The organism is Pseudomonas sp. NFACC32-1, from assembly GCF_900101215.1.
Lineage (GTDB): Bacteria > Pseudomonadota > Gammaproteobacteria > Pseudomonadales > Pseudomonadaceae > Aquipseudomonas.
Genome location: NZ_FMUL01000019.1, coordinates 67,064 through 82,666, shown reverse-complemented (window position 1 = coordinate 82,666; position 15,603 = coordinate 67,064). Strand labels below are relative to the sequence as shown.

Annotated in this window: 17 protein-coding genes; 14 read left to right on the top strand and 3 right to left on the bottom strand. The window is 61.2% G+C overall.

Annotated features, from left to right (window positions below; translation table 11 throughout):
• Positions 1 to 147: 147 nt before the first annotated feature.
• Entirely contained in the window at positions 148 to 1,116 is a 969-nt protein-coding gene (locus BLP99_RS23410; RefSeq protein ID WP_072398591.1) for a polyprenyl synthetase family protein, read from the bottom strand.
• Between the two features lie 253 nt (positions 1,117 to 1,369).
• Here BLP99_RS23410 and rplU point away from each other — a divergent pair, with 253 nt between their 5' ends.
• The 5 genes from rplU to BLP99_RS23385 all read left to right on the top strand — a co-directional run bounded on the left by rplU (position 1,370) and on the right by BLP99_RS23385 (position 5,194).
• Positions 1,370 to 1,684 (top strand): 50S ribosomal protein L21, encoded by a 315-nt coding sequence (rplU, locus tag BLP99_RS23405; RefSeq protein WP_007950961.1) that lies wholly within the window; start codon positions 1,370 to 1,372, stop codon positions 1,682 to 1,684.
• A 35-nt stretch (positions 1,685 to 1,719) separates the two neighbouring features.
• Positions 1,720 to 1,977, top strand: a complete 258-nt coding sequence (gene rpmA / locus BLP99_RS23400) for a 50S ribosomal protein L27 (protein WP_053153633.1) — start codon at positions 1,720 to 1,722, stop codon at positions 1,975 to 1,977.
• A 189-nt stretch (positions 1,978 to 2,166) separates the two neighbouring features.
• Positions 2,167 to 3,390, top strand: a complete 1,224-nt coding sequence (gene cgtA / locus BLP99_RS23395) for an Obg family GTPase CgtA (protein ID WP_072432001.1) — start codon at positions 2,167 to 2,169, stop codon at positions 3,388 to 3,390.
• 211 nt (positions 3,391 to 3,601) lie between these two features.
• Positions 3,602 to 4,720, top strand: a complete 1,119-nt coding sequence (proB, locus tag BLP99_RS23390; protein WP_072398593.1) for a glutamate 5-kinase — start codon at positions 3,602 to 3,604, stop codon at positions 4,718 to 4,720.
• 9 nt (positions 4,721 to 4,729) lie between these two features.
• Positions 4,730 to 5,194: a CreA family protein gene (locus tag BLP99_RS23385; RefSeq protein WP_072398594.1), complete on the top strand. Its 465-nt coding sequence runs from the start codon at positions 4,730 to 4,732 to the stop codon at positions 5,192 to 5,194.
• Positions 5,195 to 5,311: 117 nt separating this feature from the next.
• On the opposite strand, the gene rpsT is transcribed toward BLP99_RS23385, so the two are convergent.
• On the bottom strand, positions 5,312 to 5,590 hold the full coding sequence (gene rpsT, locus BLP99_RS23380) for a 30S ribosomal protein S20 (RefSeq protein ID WP_020798646.1): 279 nt from the start codon (positions 5,588 to 5,590) through the stop codon (positions 5,312 to 5,314).
• A gap of 253 nt (positions 5,591 to 5,843) precedes the next feature.
• Here rpsT and murJ point away from each other — a divergent pair, with 253 nt between their 5' ends.
• From murJ to ispH, 6 genes are all read left to right on the top strand, one after another.
• The gene (gene murJ / locus BLP99_RS23370; protein WP_072398595.1) at positions 5,844 to 7,382 is read left to right on the top strand and encodes a murein biosynthesis integral membrane protein MurJ; all 1,539 of its coding nucleotides are present in this window, start codon (positions 5,844 to 5,846) and stop codon (positions 7,380 to 7,382) included.
• A gap of 108 nt (positions 7,383 to 7,490) precedes the next feature.
• Complete coding sequence (gene ribF / locus BLP99_RS23365; RefSeq protein ID WP_072398596.1) at positions 7,491 to 8,429, top strand: bifunctional riboflavin kinase/FAD synthetase; 939 nt, start codon at positions 7,491 to 7,493, stop codon at positions 8,427 to 8,429.
• Between the two features lie 13 nt (positions 8,430 to 8,442).
• Positions 8,443 to 11,274 (top strand): isoleucine--tRNA ligase, encoded by a 2,832-nt coding sequence (ileS, locus tag BLP99_RS23360; RefSeq protein ID WP_092181883.1) that lies wholly within the window; start codon positions 8,443 to 8,445, stop codon positions 11,272 to 11,274.
• Entirely contained in the window at positions 11,267 to 11,791 is a 525-nt protein-coding gene (lspA, locus tag BLP99_RS23355; RefSeq protein WP_092181880.1) for a signal peptidase II, read from the top strand. Before ileS ends, lspA begins: the two co-directional genes overlap by 8 nt.
• The gene (gene fkpB, locus BLP99_RS23350; protein WP_072398599.1) at positions 11,784 to 12,221 is read left to right on the top strand and encodes an FKBP-type peptidyl-prolyl cis-trans isomerase; all 438 of its coding nucleotides are present in this window, start codon (positions 11,784 to 11,786) and stop codon (positions 12,219 to 12,221) included. The genes lspA and fkpB overlap by 8 nt, the downstream gene beginning before the upstream one ends.
• 142 nt (positions 12,222 to 12,363) lie before the next feature.
• Complete coding sequence (gene ispH / locus BLP99_RS23345; RefSeq protein WP_072398600.1) at positions 12,364 to 13,311, top strand: 4-hydroxy-3-methylbut-2-enyl diphosphate reductase; 948 nt, start codon at positions 12,364 to 12,366, stop codon at positions 13,309 to 13,311.
• Here the strand turns inward: ispH and BLP99_RS23340 are convergent.
• Positions 13,288 to 13,803, bottom strand: coding sequence for a GspH/FimT family pseudopilin (locus BLP99_RS23340; RefSeq protein ID WP_092181877.1), 516 nt, complete (start codon positions 13,801 to 13,803; stop codon positions 13,288 to 13,290). The genes ispH and BLP99_RS23340 overlap by 24 nt on opposite strands.
• Before the next feature lie 154 nt (positions 13,804 to 13,957).
• Between BLP99_RS23340 and BLP99_RS23335 the strand changes: the two genes are divergently transcribed.
• Genes BLP99_RS23335 through BLP99_RS23325 form a run of 3 tightly spaced genes read left to right on the top strand, consistent with a single transcriptional unit; the run spans position 13,958 to position 15,596 of the window.
• Positions 13,958 to 14,431 carry a GspH/FimT family pseudopilin gene (locus BLP99_RS23335; RefSeq protein WP_072398602.1) on the top strand — a complete coding sequence of 158 codons (474 nt, stop codon included), beginning with the start codon at positions 13,958 to 13,960 and terminating at the stop codon, positions 14,429 to 14,431.
• Positions 14,428 to 14,886: a type IV pilus modification protein PilV gene (gene pilV, locus BLP99_RS23330; protein ID WP_072398603.1), complete on the top strand. Its 459-nt coding sequence runs from the start codon at positions 14,428 to 14,430 to the stop codon at positions 14,884 to 14,886. Before BLP99_RS23335 ends, pilV begins: the two co-directional genes overlap by 4 nt.
• On the top strand, positions 14,883 to 15,596 hold the full coding sequence (locus BLP99_RS23325) for a PilW family protein (protein WP_092181874.1): 714 nt from the start codon (positions 14,883 to 14,885) through the stop codon (positions 15,594 to 15,596). The genes pilV and BLP99_RS23325 overlap by 4 nt, the downstream gene beginning before the upstream one ends.
• Positions 15,597 to 15,603 lie beyond the last annotated feature (7 nt).

Genomic DNA, 15,603 nt, shown 5'->3' with positions numbered 1-15,603 from the left:
ATTTGTCCTCGCTGGGCTGCGTAGCAGCCCCAAGAGCGGTGCTCAACTCCATCTGCCTGGGACACGGGGAATGACTTTTAGGGCTGCTTCGCAGCCCGGCGGGGGAAAACCCCCACGCCAGAAAAAATCCCAGGGATGTCAGTGGGGTCAGTGGGTGCGGGCGACCGCGAACTCGCTCAGTTCCACCAGTGCGTCGCGATATTCGCTGGCCGGCAGGGCATCGAGGCATTTGATGGCGCGGGCGACATAGTCACGGGCCAGTTGCGCGGTGTAATCCAGCGAGCCGGATGCCTCGACGGCCTCGCGGATGCTTTCCAGATCCTCGATGCCGCCTTTCTGGATCGCCTGGCGTACCAGCGCTGCCTGCTCGGGGGTGCCTTCGCGCATGGTATAGATCAGCGGCAGGGTCGGCTTGCCTTCGGCCAGGTCGTCGCCGACGTTCTTGCCCAGGGTCTCGGCGTCGCCCTTGTAGTCCAGCAGGTCGTCCACCAGTTGGAAGGCTACGCCCAAGTGGTCGCCGAAGGTGCGCAGGGCTTCGCTCTGTTCGGCGTTGGCGCCGGCCAGGGCGGCGGCGCTGTGGGTCGAGGCTTCGAAAAGCATGGCGGTCTTGCCGCGGATGACTTCCATGTAGGTTTCTTCCGTGGTGCTGGCGTCGCGTACCTTGGACAGCTGCAGCACTTCGCCTTCGGCGATGATGCGAGTGGCCTGGGACAGGATCTTCATGACCGGCATCGAGCCCAGCTCGACCATCATTTCGAACGAGCGCGAGTACAGGAAGTCGCCCACCAGCACGCTTGGGGCATTGCCCCACATGGCATTGGCGGTGGAGCGGCCGCGGCGCATGCCGGACATGTCCACCACGTCGTCATGCAGCAGGGTAGCGGTGTGCAGGAACTCGATGGTGGCGGCCAGCAGGCGCAGGTCGTCGCCCTCCCGGCCCAGGGCCTTGCCGCACAGGAGCACCAATAAAGGACGCAGGCGCTTGCCTCCGGCCGAGGTGATGTAGTCGCCGATTTTCGATACCAGCGGCACTCGGGAAGTCAGCTGCTTCTTGATGATGCCGTCGACGGCACTAAAATCGTCCGCCACTGCGCGGTAGAAAGCTTGGGGTTGCATCAGCGACAGGCGCTCCAGAAGGGTTGCGCGGCATGCTAGGACCCACACCCAGGCCTGTCAAGGCGTGAAGCTTTGGCGGGATTGGCGGCCACTTGCAAGGCTTCGTCGGCTTGCGTACAATCGCGCACCCTGAACTTCCTGGGCAGCACCTGCCTTACGCAATTGCATCCCGGGCCTTCCAGCCCATGCAGCCATGCCAGCCAATACCTTTTCCTATAAAGCGCTGGGTGAGCAGGATTATCGGAGAAATACCATGTCGTATGCAGTAATCGTTACTGGTGGCAAGCAATACAAGGTCGCCCCAGGTGAATACCTGAAGATCGAAAAACTGGAAGTCGCCACTGGCGAATCCGTGACTTTTGATCGCGTTCTGTTGGTCGCCAATGGCGACGACGTGAATATCGGCGCTCCAGTCGTTGCTGGCGCTACCGTTGTGGCTGAAGTGATCTCCCAAGGTCGTCACGATAAAGTCCGCATCATCAAGTTCCGTCGTCGTAAGCACCACATGAAGCGTATGGGCCACCGCCAGTGGTACACCGAGATCAAAATCACCGGTATTCAGGCTTAATTTCAGCCTAATTCCTCACTAGGAGAATTGAACTCATGGCACACAAAAAAGCTGGTGGTAGTACCCGTAACGGTCGCGACTCAGAAGCCAAACGCCTTGGCGTGAAGATGTATGGCGGCCAGGCTATCAAGGCAGGCAACATCATCGTGCGTCAGCGCGGCACCCAATTCCACGCTGGCTACGGCGTAGGCATGGGCAAGGATCACACTCTCTTCGCTAAAATCGAAGGCGTGATCAAGTTCGAAGTAAAGGGCGCCTTCGGTCGTCGTTACGTAAGCGTTATCGCAGCTTAATAGCGAGATCGCTGGAAAAGCCCTGTCTTGCGACGGGGCTTTTTCGTTTGTGGGGTGAGTCTCTTGCAAAGCTGTTTGTATGGGCTGTCGGCGCTGCAGTTGGGCGTGAATCAGGCCGCTGCGCTCATTTTTGCAAGAGTCTTATGTCTTGTTTTTTTCGGCTCGTCCATATGACGAGAGGCGTGTGTCATGAAGTTTGTTGATGAAGTATCGATTCGAGTGAAGGCTGGTGACGGCGGCAATGGTTGCATGAGTTTCCGTCGGGAAAAGTTCATTGAAAACGGCGGTCCGAACGGCGGTGATGGTGGTGATGGCGGCTCGATCTTCATGGTCGCCGATGAAAACCTCAACACCCTGGTGGATTATCGCTACACCCGGCATTTCGATGCCGAGCGCGGCTCCAACGGCGGCAGCACCGACTGCACTGGCAAGAAAGGCGAGGATCTGGTCCTGCGCGTGCCGGTTGGTACCACGGTGATCGACTCCGCCACTCAGGAAGTGATTGGCGACCTGACCAAGCCGGGCCAGCGCCTGCTGGTGGCTCATGGTGGCTGGCATGGGTTGGGAAACACTCGTTTCAAGTCCAGTACCAACCGTGCGCCGCGCCAGACCACGCCAGGCAAGCCCGGCGAGCAGCGTGATCTGAAGCTGGAAATGAAAGTGCTGGCTGACGTGGGGCTGCTGGGTCTGCCGAACGCGGGCAAGAGTACCTTCATTCGTTCGGTCTCGGCCGCCAAGCCAAAGGTCGCCGATTATCCGTTCACCACCCTGGTGCCTAACCTCGGGGTGGTCAGCGTCGATCGTTGGAAGAGCTTCGTGATTGCGGATATCCCGGGTCTGATCGAAGGTGCTTCCGAGGGTGCCGGCCTGGGGATTCGTTTCCTCAAGCACTTGTCTCGTACCCGTCTGTTGCTGCACCTCGTCGATATGGCGCCGCTGGACGAAAGCTCCCCCGCCGATGCCGCCGAAGTCATCGTCAACGAGCTGGCCAAGTTCAGTCCGGCCCTGGTCGAGCGCGATCGTTGGCTGGTATTGAACAAGTGCGACCAGATCCTTGAGGAAGAGCATGAGGAGCGGGTCAAGGAAATCGTCGATCGCCTGGAGTGGGAAGGTCCGGTCTATGTGATCTCGGCCATTGCCAAAGAGGGCACCGAGCGCTTGTGCCACGACATCATGCGTTACCTGGAAGATCGCGCCGATCGCCTGGCCAATGACCCGGCCTACAAGGAAGAGCTGGCCGAGCTTGATCAGCGTATCGAAGACGAGGCGCGTGCGCAGTTGCAGGCACTGGATGACCAGCGTGCCTTGCGTCGCAGTGGCGTGAAGTCGGTCCATGACATCGGTGACGACGATTGGGACGAAGAAGATGTGGATGATGAAGATGGTCCGGAAATCATCTACGTGCGCGATTGATCTTCTTCCGGTGTCGGTCGTTTGAGGCGGCACTGATGAAATGGCTGGCACGCAGGCGGGTTTAACTGCTTCGGCCGGTGGTATCATCGCTGTCAGCCGGTTTCCAGGGCGCCGCTCATTCGAGCGGCGTTTTGGTATCTGTAGAACGCAAATACGAATAATCCCATGGGTGGCGCTGGGTCGCGTCGTCCGCTGGCAAAGGTTGAAGATGATGCGGAGCAAGGTGACGGGTGCGCAGCGTTGGGTCGTGAAGATCGGCAGCGCACTGCTGACGGCGGATGGCAAGGGCCTGGATCGCAAGGCGATGGCGGTGTGGGTCGAGCAGATGGTGGCCTTGCATGAGGCTGGCGTCGAGCTGGTATTGGTCTCCTCGGGGGCTGTGGCGGCTGGCATGAGTCGTCTGGGCTGGACATCGCGACCCAGCGCGATGCACGAATTGCAGGCCGCCGCCGCCATCGGCCAGATGGGGCTGGTGCAGGCCTGGGAGTCCAGTTTTGCCGAGCATGACCGCCATACGGCGCAGATCCTGCTCACTCACGACGACCTGTCCGACCGCAAGCGCTACCTCAATGCGCGCAGTACCCTGCGGGCGCTGGTGGAGCTGAAGGTGATTCCGGTGATCAACGAAAACGACACGGTGGTCACCGACGAGATCCGCTTTGGCGATAACGATACCCTGGCGGCCTTGGTGGCGAACCTGGTCGAGGCCGATCTGCTGGTGATCCTCACGGACCGCGACGGCATGTTCGATGCGGATCCGCGCAACAATCCCGATGCCAGATTGATCTACGAGGCTCGTGCCGACGATCCTGCACTGGATGCGGTTGCCGGTGGTACCGGTGGTGCATTGGGGCGCGGTGGTATGCAGACCAAGCTGCGCGCCGCACGCCTTGCGGCGCGTTCCGGAGCGCACACCATCATTGTCGGTGGGCGCCTGGAGCGGGTGCTGGATCGTCTGAAGGCGGGAGAGCGCATCGGCACCCTGCTTTCGCCTGAGCGCGGCATGCTGGCCGCTCGCAAGCAGTGGCTGGCGGGCCATCTGCAGACCCGTGGCACGCTGGTGTTGGATGCGGGGGCCGTGGCGGCGCTGTCCCAGGGTAATAAAAGTCTGTTGCCGGTGGGCGTAAAGCTGGTCCAGGGCAGTTTCCGTCGTGGCGAAATGGTTGTGTGCGTGGCGCCGGACGGTCGTGAGATCGCCCGCGGCCTGGCCAATTACAGTGCGCTGGAAGCCCAGAAAATCATCGGCCAATCGTCTGATGCGATTGTTGGCCTGCTGGGTTACATGGCTGAGCCCGAGCTGGTTCATCGTGACAACCTGATTCTCGTCTAAGGAAAAATCATGGGTTTGGCTAAAGGATTGATCGGCTTGCTGTTGGCATTGCCGCTGCTGGCTTCGGCCGAGGAAATCGGTCAGGTCTCGACGGTGTTCAAGTTCGTCGGGCCGAACGACCGGATCGTGGTCGAGGCGTTCGATGATCCCAAGGTGGATGGGGTGACCTGCTACCTGTCTCGGGCCAAGACTGGGGGTGTCAAGGGTGGCCTGGGCTTGGCCGAGGACCGTGCCGAGGCGTCCATCGCCTGCCGTCAGGTCGGGCCGATCAGCTTCAAGGGCGAGCTCAAGGATGGGGAAGAGGTGTTCAGGGAGCGCACTTCGCTGGTCTTCAAGACCATGCAGGTGGTGCGATTCCTCGACAAGAAACGCAATACGCTGGTGTATCTGGTCTACAGCGATCGGATCATCGAGGGTAGTCCCCAGAACGCGGTGACGGCAATTCCGATCTTGCCGTGGGCTCACGCTCAATAACCCTGCCCGTCGATCGCTCGTGCGGGAGCAGGCCTGCTCCCGCATTTTTGATGTGCCTGTCAAATTGCAGGCAATAAAAAACCGACCCTGGGGTCGGTTTTTTAACGAGCGCGTCGCTTAGGCAGCAGCGGCAACGTTCAAGGCCTTTACGTGGCCATTCAGGCGGCTCTTATGGCGAGCAGCCTTGTTCTTGTGGATGATGCCTTTATCGGCCATACGGTCGATAACAGGTACAGCCAGAACGTAAGCAGCTTGGGCTTTTTCAGCGTCTTTTGCGTCGATGGCCTTAACTACGTTTTTGATGTAGGTACGAACCATGGAACGCAGGCTGGCGTTGTGGCTGCGACGCTTCTCAGCCTGTTTTGCACGTTTTTTGGCGGAAGGTGAGTTGGCCACCGTCGAGCTCCTCGAAAGACTTTTTGGGAAATAGCAAACAAAATAGGCCGCGAATCATGCCGATGAGTTGGGGTCTTGTCAAGGGCGGGTGACGCGTTCCGCTGAATGGCAGGTACATCGCACCGGATGATTTCTTTCCGGCGTGCGACCTGTAAACTCGCGGGCTTTGGCGCAGTGCTGTTGGCGGCGCGGAGTATCGCACAAGTGGGCGCGTTGTTCGCCTGCTGTTTATCGACAGGCAAAAACTCTTTTCATGAATCTGCTCAAATCGTTGGCTGCCGTCAGCTCTATCACGATGCTTTCCCGGGTCCTGGGGTTCGTTCGCGATACGCTGATCGCACGGATATTCGGCGCCGGTATGGCCACCGACGCCTTCTTCATCGCCTTCAAGTTGCCCAACCTGCTGAGGCGGATTTTCGCCGAAGGTGCGTTTTCCCAGGCGTTCGTGCCCATCCTGGCGGAATACAAGAACCAGAAGGGCGATGAAGCGACCCGTACGTTCATTGCCTATGTCAGCGGTTTGCTGACCCTGGTGCTGGCCCTGGTGACTGCGGCCGGCATGCTGGCCGCGCCCTGGATCATCTGGGCCACGGCGCCGGGCTTTACCGATACCCCGGAGAAGTTCCAGCTCACCACCGACCTGCTGCGGGTGACCTTTCCTTATATATTGCTGATTTCCCTGTCATCCCTGGCCGGGGCCATTCTCAATACGTGGAACCGTTTCTCGGTGCCGGCCTTCGTGCCGACCCTGCTCAACGTCAGCATGATCATATTTGCGGTCTTCCTGACGCCGTATTTCGATCCGCCGGTGATGGCGCTCGGCTGGGCGGTGCTGGTGGGAGGGCTGGCGCAGCTGCTGTATCAACTGCCTTACCTCAAGAAGATCGGCATGCTGGTACTGCCTCGCCTGAACCTGCGCGACAGCGGCGTCTGGCGGGTGCTCAAGCAGATGCTGCCAGCGATCCTGGGGGTTTCGGTGAGCCAGATTTCCCTGATCATCAACACCATCTTCGCCTCGTTCCTGGTGGCCGGTTCGGTGTCCTGGATGTATTACGCCGACCGACTGATGGAGTTACCGTCCGGTGTACTGGGCGTGGCCCTGGGCACGATCCTGTTGCCAACCCTGGCCAAGACCTACGCCAGCCAGGATCGCCAGGAGTACTCGCGGATTCTCGACTGGGGCCTGCGCCTGTGTTTCGTGCTGGTGCTGCCCTGCGCTCTGGCATTGGGGATCCTGGCCGAGCCACTGACTGTTTCGCTGTTCCAGTATGGCCAGTTCAAGGCGTTCGATGCCGCCATGACCCAGCGCGCCCTGGTCGCCTATTCGGTCGGGCTGCTTGGCATCATCCTGATCAAGGTCCTGGCGCCAGGTTTCTATGCTCAGCAGAACATCCGCACGCCGGTGAAGATTGCCATCTTCACCCTGGTGATGACCCAATTGTTCAACCTTCTGCTGATCGGCCCCCTGGCCCATGCCGGCCTGGCCCTGGCGATCAGCATCGGCGCCTGCCTCAACGCCGGGCTGCTGTTCTATCAGCTACGCAAGCAGAAAATGTATCAGCCGCAGCCGGGCTGGGGAAAATTCGGCCTCAAGCTGCTGATCGCCGTGGCGGTGATGTCGGCGGTCCTGCTGGGGGGGATGCATTTCATGCCGGCCTGGGGCGAAGGGCAGATGCCCGAGCGTTTCCTGCGCCTGGGTGTGCTGGTTGTCGCTGGCGTGGTGGCGTATTTCGGCATGTTGCTGCTGCTGGGCTTCCGTCTGCGGGACTTCAATCGCAAGGCCTTGAGCTGAGGTTTGGGCAGCGGTTTTGTCGGTTCGATCACTTTGGGTTACGGTGCTGCCTGTCGTTGACCGCCGGGTGTGGTTATAATCGGCCACTTTATGAGCAAGAAGCGCGTTATGCAGCTGGTTCGAGGCCTTCACAACCTGCGTCCCCGGCATCGGGGCTGTGTCGCCACCATTGGCAACTTCGACGGTGTTCACCGTGGCCACCAGGCTATCCTGGCGCGGCTGCGCGAGCGTGCGCTGGAGCTGGGCGTGCCCAGTTGCGTGGTGATCTTCGAGCCTCAGCCCCGGGAGTTTTTCGCCCCGGACACCGCCCCGGCCCGCCTGGCCAGGCTGCGAGACAAACTGCAGCTGCTGGCGGCCGAAGGCGTCGACCGGGTCCTTTGCCTGGCGTTCAACCAACGCTTGAGCCAGCTCAGCGCAGCCGAGTTCGTCGAGACCATCCTGGTGGATGGCCTGGATGTGAAGCATCTGGAAGTGGGCGACGATTTCCGTTTCGGTTGTGACCGGGCAGGGGATTTCGATTACCTGCAGCGGGCTGGCGCCGTCCATGGTTTTACTGTCGAAGCGGCGCAGACTGTCGAGATGGATGGCCTGCGTGTCAGCAGTACTCAGGTCCGCAATGCCCTGGCGGCCGCCGACTTCGAACTGGCCGAGCGCCTGCTCGGCCGGCCATACCGGATTGCCGGGCGGATCCTGCATGGGCAGAAGCTGGCGCGCCAGTTGGGCACGCCAACGGCCAACGTGCAGCTCAAGCGTCGTCGCGTACCGCTGACCGGGGTGTTCCTGGTGAGTATCGAGATCGACGGCAAGGCCTGGCCCGGCGTCGCCAACATTGGCGTACGACCCACCGTCCAGGGAGATGGCAAGGCCCATCTCGAAGTACATGTTCTGGATTTTGCCGGCGATCTGTATGACCGGCGTTTGACGGTGGTTTTCCACCATAAGCTGCGTGAAGAGCAGCGTTTTGCCTCTCTGGAGGCGCTCAAGGCGGCGATCCATGCCGATATCGCCGCCGCCCGTGCCCTTGTCGCAACCAGCGCCAATCGCTAATGAAGAGCCTTAAATGACCGACTATAAAGCCACGCTAAACCTTCCGGACACCGCCTTCCCTATGAAGGCCGGCCTGCCTCAGCGCGAACCACAGATTCTGCAGCGTTGGGACAGCATTGGCCTGTACGGAAAGTTGCGCGAGATTGGCAAGGACCGCCCGAAGTTCGTCCTGCACGACGGTCCTCCGTACGCCAACGGCACCATTCATATCGGTCACGCGCTGAACAAGATCCTCAAGGACATGATCGTCCGTTCCAAGACCCTGTCGGGTTTTGACGCACCTTATGTCCCGGGCTGGGATTGCCACGGCCTGCCGATCGAGCACAAGGTGGAAGTGACCCACGGCAAGAACCTGGGCGCGGACAAGACCCGCGAACTGTGCCGTGCCTACGCCACCGAGCAGATCGAGGGGCAGAAGTCCGAATTCATCCGCCTCGGCGTGCTGGGCGACTTCGCCAATCCGTACAAGACCATGGACTTCAAGAACGAAGCCGGCGAAATCCGTGCCCTGGCGAAAATCGTCGAGGGTGGTTTCGTGTTCAAGGGCCTCAAGCCCGTGAACTGGTGCTTCGATTGCGGTTCGGCCCTGGCCGAGGCGGAAGTCGAGTACGAAAACAAGAAATCGTCGACCATCGACGTAGCCTTCCCGATCGCCGATGAAGACAAGCTCGCCGCCACATTCGGCCTGGGCAAGCTGGCCAAGCCGGCCGCCATCGTGATCTGGACCACCACCCCGTGGACCATCCCGGCCAACCAGGCGCTGAACGTCCATCCGGAATTCAACTATGCCTTGGTGGACGTCGGCGACCGGCTGCTGGTTCTGGCCGAAGAGCTGGTCGAGTCCTGCCTGGCCCGCTACAGCCTCGAAGGCTCGGTGATCGCCACCGCGCCAGGCTCGTCACTGGAGCTGATCAACTTCCGCCACCCGTTCTATGACCGCCTGTCGCCGGTATACCTGGCCGACTACGTGGAACTGGGCGCTGGCACCGGCGTCGTTCACTCCGCGCCAGCCTATGGCGTCGACGACTTCGTGACCTGCAAGAAATACGGCATGGTCAACGACGACATCCTCAACCCGGTGCAGAGCAACGGCGTCTATGTGCCGTCCCTGGAGTTCTTTGGCGGCCAGTTCATCTTCAAGGCCAACCCGGCCATCATCGACAAGTTGACCGAAGTCGGCTCTCTGCTGCACACCACCGTCATCGAACACAGCTACATGCACTGCTGGCGGCACAAGACACCGTTGATCTACCGTGCCACCGCGCAGTGGTTCATCGGCATGGACAAGCAGCCCGTCAGTGGCGATACCCTGCGCCAGCGTTCGCTCAAGGCCATCGAAGAGACCAAGTTCGTACCGGCCTGGGGTCAGGCGCGCCTGCACTCGATGATCGCCAACCGGCCGGACTGGTGCATCTCCCGCCAGCGCAACTGGGGCGTGCCGATCCCGTTTTTCCTGAACAAGGAAAGCGGTGAGCTGCACCCGCGCACCGTCGAGCTGATGGAAGAGGTTGCCAAGCGCGTCGAAGTCGAAGGCATCGAAGCCTGGTTCAAGCTGGACGCCGCCGAACTGCTGGGCGACGAGGCGCCGCTGTACGACAAGATCAGCGATACCCTGGACGTGTGGTTCGACTCCGGCACCACTCATTGGCACGTGCTGCGCGGTTCGCACCCGGTGGGCCATGAAAACGGCCCGCGTGCCGACCTGTACCTGGAAGGTTCCGACCAGCATCGCGGCTGGTTCCACTCCTCGCTGCTGACCGGCTGCGCCATCGATAACCACGCACCGTACCGCGAGCTGCTGACCCATGGTTTCACCGTGGACGAGGCCGGGCGCAAGATGTCCAAGTCCCTGGGCAACGTGATCGCGCCGCAGAAGGTCAACGATACCCTGGGCGCCGACATCATGCGCCTGTGGGTGGCCTCCACCGATTATTCCGGCGAGATGGCCGTTTCCGAGCAGATCCTGCAGCGCAGCGCGGACGCTTACCGGCGCATCCGTAACACCGCGCGCTTCCTGCTGTCGAACCTGACCGGTTTCAACCCGGCCACCGACCTGTTGCCGGCCGAGGACATGCTTGCCCTGGACCGTTGGGCCGTGGACCGTACCCTGTTGCTGCAACGCGAGCTGCAGGAGCATTACGGCGAATACCGTTTCTGGAACGTCTACTCCAAGATCCACAACTTCTGCGTGCAGGAGCTGGGCGGTTTCTATCTCGACATCATCAAGGATCGCCAGTACACCACCGGCGCCAACAGCAAGGCACGTCGTTCGTGCCAGACCGCGCTGTTCCACATCAGCGAGGCGCTGGTGCGCTGGATCGCGCCGATCCTGGCATTCACCGCCGACGAGCTGTGGCAGTACCTGCCGGGCGAGCGCAACGAATCGGTGATGCTCAATACCTGGTACGAGGGCCTGACCGAGCTGCCGCAAGGCTTCGAGCTGGACCGTGCCTACTGGGACCGCGTCATGGCGGTCAAGGCGGCGGTGAACAAGGAAATGGAGATCCAGCGTGCGGCCAAGGCCGTCGGTGGCAACCTGCAGGCCGAAGTCACCCTCTACGCCGAGCAAGCCCTGGGCGCCGACCTGGCGAAGCTGGGCAACGAGCTGCGCTTCGTGCTGATCACCTCCACCGCCAGTGTCGCTCCATTGGTGCAGGCGCCGGCCGATGCGGTGGTCACTGAAGTGGCTGGCCTGAAGCTCAAGGTGGTCAAGTCGAGCTTCGTCAAGTGCGCCCGTTGCTGGCACTGCCGCGAAGACGTTGGCGTGAACCCGGAGCATCCGGAGATCTGCGGGCGTTGTGTCGACAACATCAGCGGCACCGGCGAGGTTCGCCACTATGCCTGATGTGGCGCCTAACGCAGCGGGTCGTTTCGGACGGCTGGGCTGGCTCTGGTTGAGCGTGCTGGTACTGGTCATCGACCAGGCCAGCAAGTTCCACTTCGAAAGCTCGTTGACCATGTACCAGCAGATCGTGGTCATCCCCGACTACTTCAGCTGGACCCTGGCCTATAACACCGGCGCGGCGTTCAGCTTCCTGGCCGACAGCTCGGGCTGGCAGCGCTGGCTCTTCGCGCTGATCGCCATCGTGGTCAGCGGCGTGCTGGTGGTCTGGCTCAAGCGCCTGGGCCGCGACGAAACCTGGCTGGCCGTGGCGCTGGCGCTGGTGCTCGGTGGCGCGCTGGGCAATCTGTATGACCGCATTGCCTTGGGCCATGTGATCGATTTCATCCTGGTGCACTGGCAGAACCGTTGGTACTTCCCGGCGTTCAATTTTGCCGACAGCGCCATTACCGTGGGCGCGGTGATGCTCGCCCTGGACATGTTCAAGAGCAAGAAAACCGGAGAAGCCGTCCATGACTGAGCAGCGTATCGCTCAAAATACAGAAGTGAAGCTTCACTTCGCCCTGCATCTGGAAAACGGCGACACCGTTGACAGCACCTTCGACAAGGCCCCTGCCGTGTTCAAGGTCGGCGACGGCAACCTGCTGCCAGGCTTCGAAGCGGCGATCTTCGGTTTCAAGGCCGGCGACAAGCGCACGGTGGTGGTGACGCCAGAGAATGCCTTTGGTCAGCCCAACCCGCAAAACGTGCAGACCATGCCACGCTCCCAGTTCCAGGACATGGAACTGTCGGAGGGGTTGCTGGTGATCTTCAACGACGCGGCCAATACTGAACTGCCGGGCGTGGTGAAGGCCTTCGACGACACCCAGGTGACGGTTGACTTCAATCACCCGCTGGCGGGCAAGACCTTGAATTTCGAAGTGGAAATCATCGACGTCAAGGCGGTTTAGGATTTAACAGGCAGTTCCTGCTGCCACTGATTCTCTGTGGGAGCGAGCTTGCTCGCTCCCACATGGGGTCTCCTGTTTTCGGGCCTTTCGCTCGATTAACAGGCAAGCATTCAATTTCTTGCGCGCAAGCACGAGGCACAGCATGCAAATCAAACTCGCCAATCCCCGTGGCTTCTGCGCCGGCGTGGACCGGGCGATCGAAATCGTCAACCGCGCCCTGGAGGTCTTCGGGCCGCCGATCTATGTGCGCCATGAAGTGGTCCACAACAAATTCGTCGTCGAGGACCTGCGCAGCCGCGGTGCCATTTTCGTCGAAGAGCTGGACCAGGTGCCGGACGACGTCATCGTGATCTTCAGCGCCCATGGGGTTTCCCAGGCGGTGCGTACTGAAGCCGCCGGTCGCGGCCTGAAAGTATTCGATGCCACCTGTCCCCTGGTGACCAAGGTGCACATCGAAGTGGCGCGCTACAGCCGCGACGGTCGTGAATGCATCCTGATCGGCCATGAAGGACATCCGGAAGTCGAAGGCACCATGGGGCAATACGATGCCAGCAATGGTGGCGCGATCTACCTGGTGGAGGATGAGGACGACGTGGCGGCCTTGCAGGTGCGCAACCCGGAAAAGCTCGCCTTTGTCACCCAGACCACCCTGTCCATGGACGATACCAGTCGTGTGATCGACGCCCTGCGCTCCCGCTTCCCGGCCATCGGTGGGCCACGCAAGGACGACATCTGCTACGCCACCCAGAACCGTCAGGACGCGGTCAAGCAACTGGCCGACGAATGCGATGTGGTGCTGGTGGTTGGCAGCCCGAACAGTTCCAACTCCAACCGCTTGCGTGAGCTGGCCGAACGCATGGGAACGCCGGCCTATCTGATCGACGGTGCCGAGGACATGCAACACAGCTGGTTCGATGGCATCGAGCGCATTGGCATCACCGCCGGCGCTTCGGCTCCCGAAGTCCTGGTGCGTGGCGTGATCCAGCAATTGCAGGCCTGGGGCGCCACCGGTGCCGATGAGCTGGCCGGTCGTGAAGAGAACATTACTTTCTCGATGCCCAAGGAACTACGCGTTCGCTCCCTGCTTTGAGTCTTTTTCGCACAATGCCTGTTCAGTTTTCTCGCTGCGCAGGCTGATGCGTCCGGTGCGCGCCAGCACCACCTGATGGTGGCTGATCGGCTCGCGTTTGCCGCAGACATGCAATGTACCGGCTTGGAAGGCGTCGCTGGGCAGTAACGCTTGCCCTTGGCTGCCAAACCTCACCGAACGCTTCACCGGCCAGTTGCCGACCACTCGCGCGCGGCCGCTGCGCTCCATCACCAATGTCTTCGCCTTGTCGTCCAGCGTGATCCGCCAGCCTCGGCCCCAATCGTCGTCTATTCCTCTGATCACGACGGTCCGGCTGCGCGTGATGGCTTCGCTGCGGGCGTTACGCAAACCACTGGCCAGCAGTTGCGCGGCGTCCTTGCGTTCGGTGGCTTCGATCAGGGCTGTGTAGCTGGCGCTGGCCCACGGTAGAACAATTGCCGCAATCGCCAGTCCCATGAGCAGTTCAATGAGGCTGAAGCCCTGTTGGTGCATGACATCTCCTCCCTGGAGAATGGAAGCGGATTCAAGATCAATGGCCCATTGTGGCGAGGGATAAAACCCCTCGCCACAGGTCGGTATTGGGCACAGGCGGTGGTTTGTTCTAGCGTGTACAAGCAGGTATAGCCGACGGCAACGGAGGGCATCGATGGATCTTCGTACAAAAGGTTTCACGCTGGTGGAGGTGCTGGTGGCCCTCGGTGTGCTGTTGATCCTGATCACCCTGGCGGTGCCTGCCTTCACTGGCTCGATGCAGGGCACCAAGGCCGATACCGAGATCGGCGATCTGCGTCGGGCGCTGAACTTTGCCCGCATGACCGCGATCGACCGTGGCACCACGATACGTATCCGCCCCACGGTGCAGGGCAGCGTCTGGAGCGGCGAGCTGGCGGTGTATGACAGTACTGGCACGCCGGCCAATGTATTGCGGGTTGTTCCAGCGATGAGCAGCGGCGCGACTCTGACGCTAACCTCAGAAGTGACCGGCATCGATTTCAACAACCTGGGCGGCTTGGCGGCACCGACCACGCCGGTGAGTTTCAATTACGTACGAGGGGCGCAGAGCAGGACGCTGAGTGTTTGCCTCAATGGACGAATCGTATTGGGTGGAAGTTGCGGATGAAGGGTTGCAGTAAAAGGACACAGGAGGGCATGACGCTGATCGAGGTGTTGGTGGCGATGCTGATCCTCGGCATAGGCTTGCTGGGCGCGGCGATGATCCAGCTCAACGCACTCAAATACACCGACAGCTCGCGCATGACCAGCCAGGCCAGTTTCATCGCCTACGACATGCTGGATCGTATCCGCGCCAACGCCGGCGCCGACTACACCGTCACGCCACCCACCTCGCCCAATCTCAACGTCGCCCGGGACCAGGATCTCTACGACTTCAAGACCAATATCACCAGTTTCGGCGGCGCCACGGCCACCGGCACCATCGCCCTGAACCAGCGGGTCTACACCATCACCATTTCCTGGGACGATGCCCGGGCCGCCAACACCAGCAACGCTGCCGAGGCACGGCGCAGCTTCGTGCTGACCAGCCGCGTCGCCGTCGACCCGGTGGCGACGCCATGAACAACCGTTGCCGGGGCTTCGGCCTGATCGAACTGATGATCGCGCTGGTGCTCAGCCTGATCATCGTGCTGGGTGTGGTGCAGATTTTCATTGCCGCGAAAAACACCTATGTCAGCCAGAACGCAGCAGCAGTCATGCAGGAAGATGCACGGTTCGCCCTGAGCAAGATGCTCCAGGAGCTGCGCATGGTCGGCATGTTCGGCTGCCTGGGAAGCATTACCGACGCCTCGTCCGCGGGGGATTTCAACGCCAGCCAGGTCACGCCGATCCGTTGGGACAACGCCAATCTCAGGATGACCCTGGTCACGGCGGATGTGGGCAGCAACGCAGGGGGGCCGACCTGGACGGTCGTTTCCGATTGCCGCACCAGCGCGACCGCCTACACCGGAGCCCGGGCGCCTGCGGCCGGGCAACTGGCCTTTCCCATACGCCGGCTGGTCTACAGCTTCAGCAATAACCAGTTGTTGATGGGCACGGGCGCCGGCAACCCGACCCTGGCGGTGCTGGTGGACAACGTGCGGGCGTTCAACGTGACCTTCGGCGTCGCGGGCAGTTCGACCGACATCGCGGCATCGAGCTACACCGGCAACCCGGCGGATCCGGCCCTGATCCGCAGCGTGCGCCTGACCCTGACGCTGTACGACCCGAAGAACAACGTGCGCGACCAGACCTTCAACGTGGTTGCCGCTTTGCGCAATCGGCTTTTGTGAGGGCGGC

Excerpts from the sequence above, each read along its gene's own strand:
- ileS (WP_092181883.1), top strand. The coding sequence starts at position 8,443 with ATGACCGACTATAAAGCCACGCTAAACCTTCCGGACACCGCCTTCCCT.
- cgtA (WP_072432001.1), top strand. The coding sequence starts at position 2,167 with ATGAAGTTTGTTGATGAAGTATCGATTCGAGTGAAGGCTGGTGACGGC.
- ribF (WP_072398596.1), top strand. The coding sequence starts at position 7,491 with ATGCAGCTGGTTCGAGGCCTTCACAACCTGCGTCCCCGGCATCGGGGC.
- rplU (WP_007950961.1), top strand. The coding sequence starts at position 1,370 with ATGTCGTATGCAGTAATCGTTACTGGTGGCAAGCAATACAAGGTCGCC.
- BLP99_RS23410 (WP_072398591.1), bottom strand. The coding sequence starts at position 1,116 with ATGCAACCCCAAGCTTTCTACCGCGCAGTGGCGGACGATTTTAGTGCC.
- fkpB (WP_072398599.1), top strand. The coding sequence starts at position 11,784 with ATGACTGAGCAGCGTATCGCTCAAAATACAGAAGTGAAGCTTCACTTC.
- lspA (WP_092181880.1), top strand. The coding sequence starts at position 11,267 with ATGCCTGATGTGGCGCCTAACGCAGCGGGTCGTTTCGGACGGCTGGGC.
- BLP99_RS23325 (WP_092181874.1), top strand. The coding sequence starts at position 14,883 with ATGAACAACCGTTGCCGGGGCTTCGGCCTGATCGAACTGATGATCGCG.
- BLP99_RS23385 (WP_072398594.1), top strand. The coding sequence starts at position 4,730 with ATGGGTTTGGCTAAAGGATTGATCGGCTTGCTGTTGGCATTGCCGCTG.
- proB (WP_072398593.1), top strand. The coding sequence starts at position 3,602 with ATGCGGAGCAAGGTGACGGGTGCGCAGCGTTGGGTCGTGAAGATCGGC.
- ispH (WP_072398600.1), top strand. The coding sequence starts at position 12,364 with ATGCAAATCAAACTCGCCAATCCCCGTGGCTTCTGCGCCGGCGTGGAC.
- BLP99_RS23340 (WP_092181877.1), bottom strand. The coding sequence starts at position 13,803 with ATGCACCAACAGGGCTTCAGCCTCATTGAACTGCTCATGGGACTGGCG.
- BLP99_RS23335 (WP_072398602.1), top strand. The coding sequence starts at position 13,958 with ATGGATCTTCGTACAAAAGGTTTCACGCTGGTGGAGGTGCTGGTGGCC.
- murJ (WP_072398595.1), top strand. The coding sequence starts at position 5,844 with ATGAATCTGCTCAAATCGTTGGCTGCCGTCAGCTCTATCACGATGCTT.
- pilV (WP_072398603.1), top strand. The coding sequence starts at position 14,428 with ATGAAGGGTTGCAGTAAAAGGACACAGGAGGGCATGACGCTGATCGAG.
- rpmA (WP_053153633.1), top strand. The coding sequence starts at position 1,720 with ATGGCACACAAAAAAGCTGGTGGTAGTACCCGTAACGGTCGCGACTCA.